Consider the following 14,675-nt stretch of genomic DNA (forward strand, 5'->3'; position numbering starts at 1 on the left):
ATGAAATAGATAAAAAGGAAATTGGAGCCAATTGAAATGAAACAGACAAATTCCAAAATGAATCAAGTCGATTTATATTTCCAAAAAATCAAAAACTGGAAACTGGAATTTCAAATCTTAAGATCAATTGTATTAGAAATTGAATTACAAGAAGAAATCAAATGGGGACAACCTTGTTACACTTGGAATGGAAAAAACATATTCCTAATCCATGGATTCAAAGATTACTTTGCTATTTTATTTTTTAAAGGTGCCTTACTCAAAGACCCGAAAAAAATACTCATCCAACAAACTAAAAATGTACAATCCGCAAGACAAATCCGATTCCAAAATGCTTCTGAAATCATAAAACTAAAAACAGTTATCAAATCTTATATCAAAGAAGCCATTCAACTGGAACAATCTGGGAAAAACGTGGTTATGAAAAAAACTTCGGAGTTTGAGTTTCCAGAAGAGTTTTTAAAACAATTAGAAGAAGATCCAAAGTTACAAACTGCTTTTGAATCTTTAACGCCCGGCAGGCAAAGAGCCTACCTACTCCATTTTTCAGGCGCAAAAAAATCTGAAACCAGAAAAGAAAGAATCGAAAAACAAATTCCAAATATTTTAAAAGGCAAAGGTTTAAACGACTAAAGTTAAACTTATATTGCAAAAAACTTTTTCCTTACCACATGACTTACAAAGGAAAACAGGCAAACAAGGATTATATATTAATTTAGGAGAAATCAAATGTCAGAAAAAACAAAAAAAATAGCTTATTGGTTCTTTACTCTTTGGTTGTCACTCGGGATGGTATCCACAGCGATTGTACAACTAATCAAACTTCCCGAAGAAGTAGAAAAAATCAACCAATTGGGTTACCCTACTTATTTTCTTACGCTTCTTGGAGTTTGGAAATTGCTAGGTGTTGTGGCAGTCTTATCACCAAAATTTGTTTTGCTAAAAGAATGGGCTTATGCGGGTTTTTTCTTTGCCATGTCTGGAGCTGCCATTTCCCATATTGTCTGTGGCCATCCATTTGGAGAAATTTTTCCTTCTTTACTACTTCTATCACTCACAGTGATTTCTTGGTATTTACGACCTGAAGGTAGAAAAATCAAAAGTTAATCTTTGATCCAAACCATTTCCAAAAAAAGATTTTGGATCAACTCTCAGTTTAACGAGGTTGGTCCAATCAAACGAATCCCTTTCGTTTTTTGTCCTTCGATCCAGACATCATTCCATGGAATGACGATTTAGTTTATATTCCTGATACCAATGATAACATCCATAAAATGCAATGAGTAAAAAAACAATGTATTCCAAAGTTACAAAGGGAATTTCCTTTAAGAAATAAATGGCGATACAAACTACATCGACAAACACCCATAAAAACCAGGATTCCAACTTTCTCTGAGCAAGCAAAAAATTGGCAATGATACTTCCCACAGTTGTAAATGCATCCCAATATAAAAACTCAGGTGGTTTTACAAAAATACTGGGTAACCATAATGGCAGCCGGCTTGTGATTTGCCCCAAAAAATAAATCCCAAAAATCATCACAAATAAAAGGATAATGTTTTTTGTTTTGCCTAAAGATTGGATTTTTACATAAATACCGGTTTTTTTTCTCCATACCAACCAACCATAAACACTCGATCCAAAAAAATAGATTTGTAACAACATATCTGAATAAAGTTGGATTTGGAAAAATAAAAAGAAAAAACAAATAGAAGTTAAAATCCCAAAAGGCCAAGTAAGGATATGATTTTTCGATGCTAAGTAAACACAAAGAAGACCAGTAGTTGTGCCAAGGAGTTCGATCAGACTCATCGTGTTACCGAATACAGAAAAAATCTGAAGTTCTTTTGAAAAGAATAAGGACAAATCCAACATATTAAGACACTAAAAGAAGGTTTGTAATCTTGAATTCCACAAATTCCGATTGATAAACAAAATGTATCCTCATTTGGAACCTTCCCTTAACCAAAACCAGACCATTCATACAAAAACAAATTTCAATAAACTAAACTTGTTTTTTCTAAATCCTAAAAAAATCTTCCTTAAATCCCTTCTCACCTAACCATTTACTTTGCAAAAGGTTATAACCTACAATTTCAAAATCACGAGAAATCCATTTCCTGTATTTTTTTTTCGATCGAGAAAAAGCATATGGATCAGTAAAATTCATTTCTTCTTTCATTACCGAATAGTCTTCGTTAGTTGGAACTGTAAAATATAGGTAATTACAATACTTTGCCATCTTTTCCAGAACCCCTGGAATCATTGAATCGGGGAGATATTGGATCACAGAATTACAAATTCCAAGTTCCACCGGTTCCTTTTCTAATTTGGGGAGTTTGAGTGTTTCTAAGGATTCATGAAAAATATGAAATTTGTCTGAACGTTTGACCCAGTCTTTTTTCTTTAGGTCTTCGTAAGCTTCCTTGGATGCATCCACAGCAAATACTTTAACAGGTGAAAATGATTTTACCATTTCTCGGAGTAAAATTGCTTTTCCAAATCCGAAGTCAGCAATTTTGTAAACCGGAATCTCCATTAATTGAAAGAGTGCTTTTAAGTATTCGGCATGTTGCTTGGCGTTGTAAGATCCATCTACGTCCAACCCATTCCCGTAAATATCAGACCAATAGGTACCATCAAACTCTTTCCCATTTTTCCCAAAGCCGAAGTTTTGTTTTTTCAGAAAACCTTTCATTAAAACTGAACTCCTAAACTTTGGAGCTCTCGGATCATTTCTTTGATGTATTTTGGTTCCCTTGTGAGTTGGTCCACTTCCTTTTCGAAAGCCTTAGTTACCATAATGTTATCTTTTTTCACTCTGTTTAAATAAACCTCAAGAGTTTCTTTTGTGATTTTTTTCTCGGGGAAATCTGCCATGAGAGGATGAGAAAAAAATCTTTGTCTGATGGAATCTTCTAATTCTCGAATTTTGGATTTGATGATTCCAACAAATCGTTTGATGGAAGTATCGTGGAAAGAAACATCCGTTTGTTGGTTTGGCAATAGTTCATCAACTTGTAATTTGATTTCTAAAATTTCTGCTATATTCATATTGTCTCTCGCACCTGAAAGTTTAGTCATCAACTTGGATTTACGTTCACGTAAAATAGGATCTTGTTCTTTATCAGGGTGGATGAGTTTTGCTAAATTTTTAAATAGAGTATTGATATCAGTGCTAAGCAAACGTTCCGATTCCAAAATTTTTTTTTCTTTTTCAGTTTGTGCTTTTGATTTTTTGCGTTCCCCTGCATGCGAACGAGACCCTCTAAAGTATTCAGCGCGATACTCTTCATATTTTTCACGAAATTCTTTATACTTTTCTTCATGAGATTCTCTTTCTTCTTCCGAATCAAATTGTGTACGATTCAAATCATCTAAATCAATATTGAATCCAAACTTTTGTTTGATTTTTGATTCCATTTGATTTTTATATCGAAGTCTTTCCGTTCGTTCAAACTTCGTTTCTAATTGATCACGATATTTCCCATAAAAATCAGGAGCTTCTAAAATGGAATCGGTACAAATATCTAAAAGGTAACGCCGCAGAAACTCTCTTTGCATTTTGCCAAAAGAAAGTTTTTCTTCGAGTAAAATTTCGCACATAAGGGCAAAACGTTCTCTTTCTAGTTTTTTTTGTTTTTCCAATTGAGGTAAAACATCTTGCAGATATGTTTCGTTGACTAGTTGAAACAAAGGTTCAATTTCTTTGGACCGTTCCAATGTTTCCTTATGTTTACGTAGAGCATCATTGAACTCTTTTTGTGCTTTGGTTTGGTTAGAAGAAGAGCCCGTCCATATCAACGTTTCTTCTGGATTGACTGCAGTGGATTTAGACTTTTGTTTTGGCATTCCAAGGTGGGAAATCGCCAGATGAGACTCATCTGGCGACCGTTCGAGAGTTTCTAATTACGCTTTCATCAAATTCAAAGCAGCACCTGCTTTGAACCATTCGATCTGTTGCGCATTGTAAGTATGGTTTACAGAAATTTCATCCTTTTTCCCATCCTTATGGTTGAGAACAAGAGTGAGTGATTTACCTTCTGCAAAACTTGTGAGTCCTACAATATCAATCACATCATCTTCTTGGATCTTATCGTAATCGTCTTTGTTTGCGAAGGTAAGTGCCAACATCCCTTGTTTTTTCAAGTTGGTTTCGTGAATCCGCGCAAAGGATTTTACAAGAACGGCTCTCACACCTAAGTGTCTTGGTTCCATTGCTGCATGTTCCCTAGAAGACCCTTCTCCATAGTTTTCATCCCCAACCACAATGGATCCAATTCCTTGTGCTTTGTAAGCTCTTTGGGTTTGTGGAACTGGTTCATAGTTTCCGGTGAGTTGGTTTTTTACTTCATTGGTTTTGCTATTAAAGATGTTCGTAGCCCCAATGAGTAAGTTATTGGAAATATTATCCAAGTGACCACGAAACTTAAGCCAAGGACCGGCCATCGAAATATGGTCAGTTGTACATTTTCCTTTGGCTTTGATGAGTAGTTTTAGACCTTTGAGGTCTGTGCCTTCCCATGCTTTGAATGGAGCAAGAAGTTGTAATCTTGTGGATGTTGGATCCACAATGACTTGGACTCCTGAACCATCTGTCGCCGGAGCCACAAAACCTGCATCCTCTACCGCAAAACCTTTGTTAGGAAGTTCTTCCCCGGTAGGTGGGTCCAGTTTTACTTGCTCGCCTTTTTCGTTAGTTAAAGTGTCAGTGAGTGGATTGAACCCTAAGTCCCCAGCAATGGCAAGTGCCGTAGTGATTTCTGGAGAAGCTACAAAAGCATAAGTGTTTGGGTTTCCGTCTTGACGTGCTTGGAAGTTACGATTGAAGGAGTGAACAATCGTGTTCTTTTCCTTTTTCTCTGCTCCCACTCGTGACCACATTCCAATACAAGGACCACAAGCATTTGAAAAAACTTTGGCTCCAATTTTGTGGAAGGAATCAATAAAACCATCTCTTTGGATGGTGTATCGAACTAGTTCCGATCCAGGAGTGATTGTAAATTCTGCTTTGGTTTTTAAACCTTTGGCAGCCACTTGTTTGGCAAGGGATGCGGCTCTTGAGATATCTTCGTAAGAAGAGTTAGTGCAAGATCCGATCAGACCTACTTCCACTTTGAGTGGCCAACCATTTTTTGCTGCCTCTTCTTTCATTTTAGAAATAGGAGTCGCAAGGTCTGGAGTAAATGGGCCATTCACATAAGGCTCTAAAGTGTTGAGATCAATTTCGATCACTTGGTCAAAGTATTTGGATGGATCTGCATACACTTCTGGGTCAGCTGTTAAATGTGCCTTATATTTGTTAGCAAGATCAGCCACATCACTTCTGTTAGTGGATCTTAAGTAACGTTCCATTGATTCATCATAACCGAAAGTAGAAGTTGTAGCCCCAATTTCTGCTCCCATGTTACAGATTGTACCTTTTCCAGTACAAGAGAGAGCTTCAGCACCTGGACCAAAGTATTCCACAATCGCGCCAGTTCCGCCTTTTACAGTGAGGATCCCGGCAACTTTTAAGATTACGTCTTTGGCAGATGTCCAACCATCTAACTTCCCAGTGAGTTTGACACCGATGGCTTTTGGCCATTTAAGTTCCCAAGCAAGACCTGCCATCACATCACAAGCGTCAGCTCCACCAACACCGATGGCCACCATTCCGAGTCCTCCAGCATTCACTGTGTGGGAATCGGTTCCGATCATCATTCCGCCTGGGAATGCATAGTTCTCTAAAACTACTTGGTGGATGATACCAGCACCTGGTTTCCAAAAACCAATTCCATATTTATTTGAAACGGAGGATAAAAAATCATATACTTCTTTGTTTTCTTTGACAGCTATTCCGAGATCCACACCTGATTCGTCTTTTGCCGTGATTAAGTGGTCACAGTGAACGGTGGAAGGAACCGCTACTTTTTTACGACCAGCTTGCATAAATTGGAGAAGCGCCATTTGCGCTGTTGCATCTTGCATCGCCACACGGTCTGGTGCAAAGTCAACATAGTCGACACCGCGACCAAAACTCTTTGTTGGATTTCCATCCCAAAGGTGGTTGTATAAAATCTTTTCTGTAAGTGTGAGGGGTCGACCCACTACCTTCCTGGCTTGTGTGATGGCCGCTTCCATTTTGGAATAACGTGCCGCTATCATTTCTATATCAAATGCCATCTGAACCTCTTATACCTATCAGACTGCAGGAAAAAAGGGAATCAATCGAAAATTGAACTACAAGAAGTAAAATCAGTAAATTTGGCTCTTAAGTGAGAACCAGTATCTTTTTTACCCGTCGATACGGACATAAACTTCATCGGCTTTGAGGATGAGCCCGGATTTAATTTCGATGAGCCTTGTATTGACAAAAACACCGTCTTGGTATGGTGTCACAATTCCCGTAATGATAACGTCCAATTTCAAAACATCGCCTATTTTCCGCAAGGTGGCAGTGTCAGTTGGTGCATCCAAACCAAGCCCTGCTTCTTTTAAAACCTTTTCGTTGGCCAGGCGGTCTAAAATTTGAAACCTATCCCTTTTTACTAGTTCTGTGGTTAATTTTTCTGCAAGGATGTCACCGTAAGGGCTTTTTTTACCCTCGTGGTCTAAAAAAGTCAGAACGACCAATCGCTGTGGTTGGAAATAAAATCCTTTTTCTGAGAGGGAAACAGCCAATTGTTCCAGAGGGGGTACGGTTGCCTTTTTGGGTTTGGATTCTCTCTCTTCTCCCAAATAACAAGCGCTAATGCTAAATAAAATCAATGCCAAAAAGAATCTTTTAAAATGCAAGTTCCATCCCAAGTGAGGTAACATATTCATAAAACGATTTTCCATTAAACCCATTCCCGTACATAAAACCACCGGGAACCCCAATCAGCATACCGTCTTTATAAAATTGGTTCTGGAAATTCAAAAAAAAAGTGGTTTTTAGTTTTCCGGGATGTTTCCCACGAAAACTTGCAGCAAAAGTTTCAGGAGAACGACCATTTTGATCTTTTACCTGCAATAACGGATCGTTAAAAACATTAAATATTTGGTTTCCCACATAGAGAGAGTAATTTTTGGAAGAACCAAGAAAAAAAATAAATCCTAGGGAAGCGATGTCTTGTGCAGGCATAAAACCCATTTGCCCATTGCCATAGGAACCAGGTTTTGCATTTACGTAATTGTATTTTACATTGAGTTGGATTTTATCACTGCCAAAAAAAAAAGAAAACTTACCACCTTCCGCACCGTAGGCACTGACAGGATTTTCTGTTTTTAGATTGTATACTGATGTTTGCACTTTGAAAAATTTTGCCGGCGAAAAACTACCTTGGTATTCGTACAATTGTTTAGGATCTACCAACAATCGCTTATTTGCGTCCATCTGACGAAAGATCATAGTTGCCGATGGATGAATCGGTGTTATTTGAATTGTCTGTGATAAAGAAGGTTCTCCGCTGTTTTTTGCATCCAAAACATTCATGGATTGAGGTGTAAAATCAAAATCCAAAAGATTTCCATCCAGCGATTTGTTCCCATTATTTTTGGATCCCACCAGAAACCCCAAAGACAATGATTTTAGATGATTTGAATATTCTAAATTACCTGAAGACTTTTTTTTTGAATTTGTTTTGATCGGATTTGTACGTAGATACTCATCGTCTAACTCGAGTGAGTCACGAGGTTCTAATTCTCTGACAGTAGACTCTTTGATTGGAGTGATATAAACAACACCAAGAAGACCTATACCAGAGAAGAGGGAAACATATACCGAAGATTTCGGGGAGTACATAAGGAAACTGTAGAAACATATTTCCTAATTTAAAAAGAATGTAAATCTATTTTTAAAATAGGAACATTGAATCTCCATACGAATAAAAACGAAACCCGTTCTTCAATGCATATTGATAAGAATCCAACACAAGTTGAGTCGTAGCAAAGGCACTGACAAGTAGCAGCAGGCTTGACTTAGGTAAGTGAAAGTTAGTAATCAATCCTTGTACGGATTGAATTCTGTCCCCTGGCGACAAAAAGATGTCAGTTTGACTTGATCCTACCTTATATTTCTGTAGTTGAGAATCAAATACAGTTTCTAAAACCCGAAGCGTCGTGGTTCCCACCGCAATGATGCGCCTACCTTCCTTTCTTGCATCGTTTAACTTTGTGGCGGTGGATTCAGAAACTAAGTATTTCTCCCTGTGCAATGTTTTGGTCTGCCATTGTTCAGCAGTTAGAGGACGAAATGTCCCATAACCAATTTGTAACTCTACTGGCAAAAACTCTGCCCCAAGTTTTTTTAAATTATCTTTTAACTCTTCTGTAAAATGAAGTCCGGCGGTCGGAGCGGCCACCGATCCAGAACGATTGGCAAAAATTGTTTGGTATCTAACTTTGTCCTCCTCGGTTACATTTCTTTTGAGATAAGGAGGGATTGGAATGTTTCCAAAAATTTCAAAATCGGAATCAGAAATAGGTAAATTTGAATTGAGAAACGAAAGTTCTTCCTTGGGGCCTTGGTAAATAAATTGATAATTGGGAAACCCAACAGGCGACAAACTTTCACCTAATCGAAGTTTTGCCCTATTTTTTAAAATACATAACCATCTTTGGTTTTCATCATCGTCGGGTTCTAAAAAAATAGATTCGTGGATTCGGCCCGATTCCACCTGTAAAAACACACGTCGATACGACACTTTTGTCTCATTGTAAACAAAAACATCTCCGGCTTGTATGAGGGGGGTGATGTCACGAAACAAAGGTGCTTCCCAAAATTTTGATTGGGTTCGATCCACTACAAGAAGCCTAGATTCATCCCTATTTTCTAAGGGAAATTTAGCAATCCGCTCCTCGGGAAGGTGAAAATCGTATTCATTCAAAAAATCCATCTTTAGATAGCCTTGGGAAAACCTTGTCAATTAACCAGAAATATTGGGAATGGTAGGAGAACTATGTGGAAATTTTTCGAAACCGTAGAGAAACGCGGAAAGTGGATTCTAGGCATACTGCTTATGATTCTCCTAGTCCTTTCCGTATCTAGATCCAAACAAAAGTCGGATTTTTTAGATTATTACCATGCTGCCGAACGATGGGGAACAGGTGACAATCTCTACAGGTTTGATGTAGCATTTGAACTCCAAACCAAAATCAAAACGATGGAAGATCTATTTCGTCCGGAAAATCTCCATTTGCTTTCGGCCCTCCAAAATGAAACCGCCACTTATATTTACCCTCCTTTGTTTTCTTTTCTACTGATTCCATTTACCCATCTGAGTGAAACTGGCGCTGCGCTTCTTTTTGAGATCCTAAGTTGGTTTTCTTTATTAGGAATTCTGTACTTACTATTTCAAAACAAAGAACTAAACCTAAAAGAATCAAAGTATCCTTTTATCATTCTCCTGGCGACTCTCCTCTTTAATTTTCGATTTTTAGAAAGTCATATCCAAAACAACCAAGTAGGACTTCTACTCATCTTACTTATATTTTTTTCCCTTACTGTGCGTTCACATTGGTTAAGTGGTTTTCTATTAGCCCTTGCAGTAAGCATTAAAATCACTCCACTTGTTTTTTTATTTGTATTTGTTTATGAAAAACATTATAGACGTATCCTTTGGTTTTTGGTTGGCATTTTGATTTGGAATGCTCTGCCCCTCCTGTATCAATGGGATTACACAGTTCAAATGACTAATGAATGGCTCCGAGAGATTTTAGGGAATGCATTTAGTAATCCTCTTCTTCGGTCTTGGAAAAACAACCAGTCCTTAAGTTCTACATTGGCAAAGTATTTTGTGTCCGGTGCCGATTTGATCAACCAACCAACTTACGGGATGCCATTTATCAACCTTTCCTTATCTACTTTAAAAATCATCCAACTTGTTTTTATGATAATCTTTGGAGTTCCATTGTTATTACTCTGGAGAAAGCAAAATAAAAAATGGGAAATTGTTTCTCTTTTGTTTTTAGTTTCTGCTCTCTTTAGCGGAATCAGCTGGGTTCATAGTTTTGTAATTTGTTTGATTCCTATTTATTTTATTTTGAATCAAATAACCAATATAATGAATCAGAAGAAGGAATTATATATTCTACTAATTATTTTAAGTTTACCGATAGTAGTCCATCGAACCTTTATCGGCGCTAAACTAGAAGCTACATTGTCGATGTTTTCTATTTTATTTTATACAACTAGTTTTTTATACTTCTACATAGTAAGGTTTGCATTCCATGAAACAAAAAATCGGCATTGATGCTAGGCCTCTTGCTTATGGAATGACGGGGAATTCAAGATACTTGGCAGAAGTATTAAAAATCATTCTCCCAAAACATAAATCAAAAGAATTCTTTTTGTATACGAACAAACCCATTCACCCGGTTTTTAGAGATTTATTAGGTCCCAATGCAAAAGAGATCCTAGAACCAAAAAACATTCCAGGGCCATTTTATCTGAATTTTATTTTACCTAGACTTTTAAAACAAGATGGAATCGATGTTTTTTGGGGCACCATACAGATGTTACCGTTCCGCAAATTACCGATCCCAACTTATGTAAACTACCATGATCTTAATTTTGTTTCTGCACCAGAAACAATGGCAAAATGGAATTATCTACAACATAAATTTTTGTCTCCAACTACTATGAAAAATGCGGACAAAATCTTTTGTTTGTCAAAAAATACAAAAAATGAAATTACCGCATTCCATCCTGGTTATGAAAAAAAATGTTTAGTCGTATATCCTGGTGTGTCCAAACAAAAAACGGGAAAAATCAAAACCAATTTTCCAAAAGATTTTTTTCTAACCGTTGGAACTTTGGAACCAAGAAAGAATATCAACCGATTGGTAGATGCTTTTTTAGAGTTCAAAAAGAAATATCCTAAAGATAAAAATTCCCTGCTCATTCTTGGCAGAAGAGGATGGGGAGAAGAAGGCGAGTTTTTATATCAAAAACTAAATGATCCAAAAATTCAAAAACAAGGCATTCAGTTTTTAGAAAAACCAGATGATGCCACTTTGGCAGAAGCATTTAAACAATGTAAGGCGTTTTTCTTCCCTTCCTTACATGAAGGATTCGGTTTACCTCTTTTGGAAGCTATGTTAGAAGACAAACGTTGTGTTGCTTCAAACATCCCCGTATTTAAAGAAATTTTATCTGAAAAATGCGATCTTTTTGTTCCGGCAAAAGAAACTGAAGCATGGACAAAATCCTTTGAAATTATGTCAGGACCTAAAAAAGTTAGGTCACCCAAATTCCCCGCCAAACAATGGACATGGGAAGAAACAGCGAAAAAAATAGAAGAGGTACTTTTTCAATGAAATTTATAAATAAATGGATATCTAAATGGAAAGAAAACCAAAGTAAAAAAGAAGCAGCATACTTTGGAACATCGCTATATGATGAATTAACGATAAATCCCATCCCTTCTCTTTTGTTAATTTTTACAGCCACATTGTTTTTTGTTTATGGCCTACCCTATGCATTTTATTTGGGGAAATTCTTTTTCTGGTTCGTTGGTATATTAGAAATCACGAAAGTATTAAAAATACCTTTTTTGGATGAATTAAGATATTATCATTATTTATCCGTATTTGTTTATTTTTACATAGCCGTATCCCTATTAATTGACGTTAGCCGACTTTTAAACAAATGGAATAAAAGAACTGTTTTTGTAAAAAACGAAATCTGGCAAATCCAAAGATTTGGTTTTGGAAAAAAACTTATCAAAATCAATTTAGATGCAAATGAAATTCAACTAGGATACGAACATGGCGGCCTGAGTGACTATCTAGGTTTCAACCGAATGGTTTGGGCTAAAGATGGAAAAAACCTACTAACTTCTCCATATTTTTTCCCTTACAAAAAAAATAAGACAATTGTGAACCGACTTCTAAATCGTTAACCTGGAATTTGATTCTTGAAAAAGTTACTCATTCTTCTTTTATTACTCCTTCTTTTTTTATTTCATCTGAGATATCTATCCCGGGCCTTTGATTGGGATTCTTGTGTTTATGCACTCAATATTCAAAAAGATAGAGTGGAGTCTGCATTTTTTAACCCACACCACCTAGGATTTGAATCATCTGGTTTACTCTACTGGAAAATGATCCGTTCTTTCTACCCAACAACGGACATTATGTTTTTTTTACGTCTGCGTATTCTAAGTTTTTCCTTATTCTTTTTGGGACTTTTTATTTGGGTTTATTACAACTTATACAAAGATCTGTTACTTGGAATTATCCTTGCTCTTGTGATCCAAGTCAGCCAAGCCTTTTGGTTCTATAGTTTACATAATGATACACCGCTCATTCATTCCTGTTTGATGGCACTTCTATTTTTGTATACAATCTACTTTTTAAGAGAAGGTTTACAAACGAAACATCTAACCATCCTTTGGTTGGTACAACTATTTAGTATCTACTTCCATCAATCGAATGTCATTCATTTTGGACTAGTTCCTATGGCAGTATTTCTATCACCAAATCGGAGTTTTGGTAGAAAGCTTAGAATCATTTTTTTGTATTTAACATGCCTGGGAATCGCAACAATCCTCTCTTATTTGTTTGTTGGGTTTATTATTTTAAAACGTGGGCTCGGACCCATTGATGAAAAACATTTTTCATTTTGGATGTTTCTCTATGCTGCTATCAATCGATGGGGAACAAGCCTTGGGGAAGAAAAGAACTATGTATTGTATTTCTATCGAGGAATAGGAGACGCCTTTCTAGTATTCCAGAACGTCATTCCGAAATTCCGAGTGAACCTATTCGACTTTCAAAACCCCAAACACCTACCCTACAATTTAAATCTTTTATTCTGGATTTTTAGTTTGTGTCTGGGAATTTTGAATTTCCGTACTATGTGGGCACGATACAAACAAGAACTATTGGTAATGTTGTTTTGGATCATTCCATCTATCGGATTTTATACTTGGTGGGAAGGATATTTTTTTGAATTTTGGGTAGGAACAACCATTGCGCTCTGGATACTAAACTCCTACACGTTACAATCCCTATCCATTCCTTTGTTACCAAAATTTTCTAAGGCCGTCATCCATAGCATTTATCTCGCATTATTTCTATTTTACTTCAGTACAAATTTTACCTTTTCCACCCTTCCTAGATCCATTGGTCCAAAATTTGGATATACCGAAGGAATTCAGGGACCAGTAGAGAAGTTAGCAGAAGAATCAATTTACCGTTAGGAACCAAACAAATGTTATTTAACTCTTTTGAATTTTTAGTTTTCTTTTTTGTAACGATCATCGTAGGAAACATTTTAAAGAACCGATGGCAAAAACTCTTTTTTTTACTCACCAGTTATTACTTCTATATGGCTTGGCAACCATCCTCTATTTCCTGTACAGGAATGGCAACGGAAGGATTTAAATTTTATACCGATAGACTCTATTGTGATTTTAAAATTAATCCTTATGTATTTATCTTAATTTTTTCAACCATCATAGACTACTTTGCAGCACGATTGATTGAGGAAAAACAGGACGGTGACAGTGCAAGAGGCTGGTTACTTGTATTATCACTTGTTGTAAACCTTGGAACACTTGGATTTTTTAAATACACGGATTTTCTACTCGGCGTTATCAATGACATCCACCTTTTGGGTGCTTATCAATTTCCAAAACAAAACATTATCCTTCCTGTAGGAATTTCATTTTATACATTCCAATCAATGAGTTATACCATTGACGTATACAATCGCAAAATAGAGGCACGGAAATCATTTCTCGACTTTGCGTTATATGTTGCTTTTTTTCCACAACTAGTAGCAGGACCTATTGTTCGAGCAGAGACTTTTTTCCGAGACTTAGACTTTCGTCTTGGAGTATATAAAGAAAATATTGATACTGCATTCGCTTTAATATTGATCGGATTCACAAGAAAGATCGTGTTCGCAGACAATCTCGCACGTGTGGTAGATTCTACATTTGCAAATTATCAAAATTTAAACTCTATTGAAATTTGGACGGGTGCATTGGCATTTGGATGGCAAATCTATTTCGACTTTGCTGGTTATACAGACATTGCAATTGGTGTCGCAAGATTGTTTGGGTTCCAATTCAATCCAAATTTTAACTTTCCAATGTCTTGCCGAAACATTGCTGACCATTGGTCAAGGTGGCATATTTCTTTTTCCACTTGGATTAGAGATTACATCTATATTCCATTAGGAGGCTCGAGAGTAAGTATAATCATGTATATACGTAATATTATGATCACATGGTTGTTCGCTGGCTTATGGCATGGTGCAGCTTACCATTATTTAGGTTGGGGAATTTGGCAAGGAACGATGTTGCTTTCCCATAAATTTTATGGGGATACTAAGGTAGCAAAATTTTTAAACGGCAAAGGTGGAAGAGTTTATGATCTTTTTGCTCGTGTTTTTACAATGTTTTGTTTGGCATTTGGTTTTATAATGTTTCGTGCAGAAACTATGGAAAAAGCTATTCCAATGATGAAGGCGCTTGTTTTTTTGAATGATTCTGTTGCCCCACTTACTCGTTGGACAAATTATCGGTTTGGAATTTTGTTGGTGATTTGTTTTACTGCAAGTTATGTTTTTTCGAAACGACAAATCCCAACACTACTCACTGGAAGTTGGCTAAAGTATACAACCTTCGTAATTGTTAATGTCTTACTATTATTACTTTTTGGAGTCACTGAAAGTCAGAACTTTCTCTACTTTCAATTTTAAT

Annotated in this window: 14 protein-coding genes; 7 read left to right on the forward strand and 7 right to left on the reverse strand. The window is 36.5% G+C overall.

Features of this window, described 5'->3' with window-relative positions:
• Positions 1-36: 36 nt before the first annotated feature.
• Together CH364_RS16540 and CH364_RS16545 are read left to right on the forward strand one after the other, a co-directional pair.
• The gene (locus tag CH364_RS16540) at positions 37-633 is read left to right on the forward strand and encodes a YdeI/OmpD-associated family protein (RefSeq protein WP_100744921.1); all 597 of its coding nucleotides are present in this window, start codon (positions 37-39) and stop codon (positions 631-633) included.
• A gap of 96 nt (positions 634-729) precedes the next feature.
• Positions 730-1,107 (forward strand): DoxX family protein, encoded by a 378-nt coding sequence (locus CH364_RS16545; RefSeq protein WP_100744920.1) that lies wholly within the window; start codon positions 730-732, stop codon positions 1,105-1,107.
• A 108-nt stretch (positions 1,108-1,215) separates the two neighbouring features.
• Here the strand turns inward: CH364_RS16545 and pnuC are convergent, their stop codons facing one another.
• The 7 genes from pnuC to queA all read right to left on the reverse strand — a co-directional run bounded on the left by pnuC (position 1,216) and on the right by queA (position 8,858).
• Entirely contained in the window at positions 1,216-1,875 is a 660-nt protein-coding gene (pnuC, locus tag CH364_RS16550) for a nicotinamide riboside transporter PnuC (RefSeq protein ID WP_100744919.1), read from the reverse strand.
• 145 nt (positions 1,876-2,020) lie between these two features.
• Positions 2,021-2,698, reverse strand: coding sequence for a methyltransferase domain-containing protein (locus tag CH364_RS16555; RefSeq protein WP_100744918.1), 678 nt, complete (start codon positions 2,696-2,698; stop codon positions 2,021-2,023).
• Positions 2,698-3,852: a hypothetical protein gene (locus CH364_RS16560; protein ID WP_100744917.1), complete on the reverse strand. Its 1,155-nt coding sequence runs from the start codon at positions 3,850-3,852 to the stop codon at positions 2,698-2,700. The genes CH364_RS16555 and CH364_RS16560 overlap by 1 nt, the downstream gene beginning before the upstream one ends.
• A 57-nt stretch (positions 3,853-3,909) precedes the next feature.
• Entirely contained in the window at positions 3,910-6,165 is a 2,256-nt protein-coding gene (locus CH364_RS16565; RefSeq protein WP_100744916.1) for an aconitate hydratase, read from the reverse strand.
• 111 nt (positions 6,166-6,276) lie between these two features.
• Positions 6,277-6,807 (reverse strand): FlgO family outer membrane protein, encoded by a 531-nt coding sequence (locus tag CH364_RS16570; protein WP_100744915.1) that lies wholly within the window; start codon positions 6,805-6,807, stop codon positions 6,277-6,279.
• Positions 6,767-7,765, reverse strand: a complete 999-nt coding sequence (locus tag CH364_RS16575) for a hypothetical protein (RefSeq protein WP_100744914.1) — start codon at positions 7,763-7,765, stop codon at positions 6,767-6,769. The genes CH364_RS16570 and CH364_RS16575 overlap by 41 nt, the downstream gene beginning before the upstream one ends.
• 52 nt (positions 7,766-7,817) lie before the next feature.
• The gene (gene queA, locus CH364_RS16580) at positions 7,818-8,858 is read right to left on the reverse strand and encodes a tRNA preQ1(34) S-adenosylmethionine ribosyltransferase-isomerase QueA (protein WP_100744913.1); all 1,041 of its coding nucleotides are present in this window, start codon (positions 8,856-8,858) and stop codon (positions 7,818-7,820) included.
• Positions 8,859-8,921: 63 nt separating this feature from the next.
• Between queA and CH364_RS16585 the strand changes: the two genes are divergently transcribed.
• From CH364_RS16585 to CH364_RS16605, 5 genes are read left to right on the forward strand one after another with little or no spacing between them, the layout of a single operon-like run.
• Positions 8,922-10,214 carry a glycosyltransferase family 87 protein gene (locus CH364_RS16585; protein ID WP_100744912.1) on the forward strand — a complete coding sequence of 431 codons (1,293 nt, stop codon included), beginning with the start codon at positions 8,922-8,924 and terminating at the stop codon, positions 10,212-10,214.
• 22 nt (positions 10,215-10,236) lie between these two features.
• Positions 10,237-11,280 carry a glycosyltransferase family 4 protein gene (locus CH364_RS16590; RefSeq protein ID WP_100745054.1) on the forward strand — a complete coding sequence of 348 codons (1,044 nt, stop codon included), beginning with the start codon at positions 10,237-10,239 and terminating at the stop codon, positions 11,278-11,280.
• Positions 11,277-11,864 (forward strand): LIMLP_18675 family protein, encoded by a 588-nt coding sequence (locus tag CH364_RS16595; RefSeq protein ID WP_100744911.1) that lies wholly within the window; start codon positions 11,277-11,279, stop codon positions 11,862-11,864. Before CH364_RS16590 ends, CH364_RS16595 begins: the two co-directional genes overlap by 4 nt.
• 15 nt (positions 11,865-11,879) lie before the next feature.
• Positions 11,880-13,166 (forward strand): hypothetical protein, encoded by a 1,287-nt coding sequence (locus CH364_RS16600; RefSeq protein ID WP_100744910.1) that lies wholly within the window; start codon positions 11,880-11,882, stop codon positions 13,164-13,166.
• Positions 13,167-13,177: 11 nt separating this feature from the next.
• Positions 13,178-14,674, forward strand: a complete 1,497-nt coding sequence (locus CH364_RS16605; RefSeq protein WP_100744909.1) for an MBOAT family O-acyltransferase — start codon at positions 13,178-13,180, stop codon at positions 14,672-14,674.
• Position 14,675: the final 1 nt, after the last annotated feature.

This window comes from Leptospira harrisiae, assembly GCF_002811945.1.
Classification (GTDB): Bacteria; Spirochaetota; Leptospiria; order Leptospirales; family Leptospiraceae; genus Leptospira_A; species Leptospira_A harrisiae.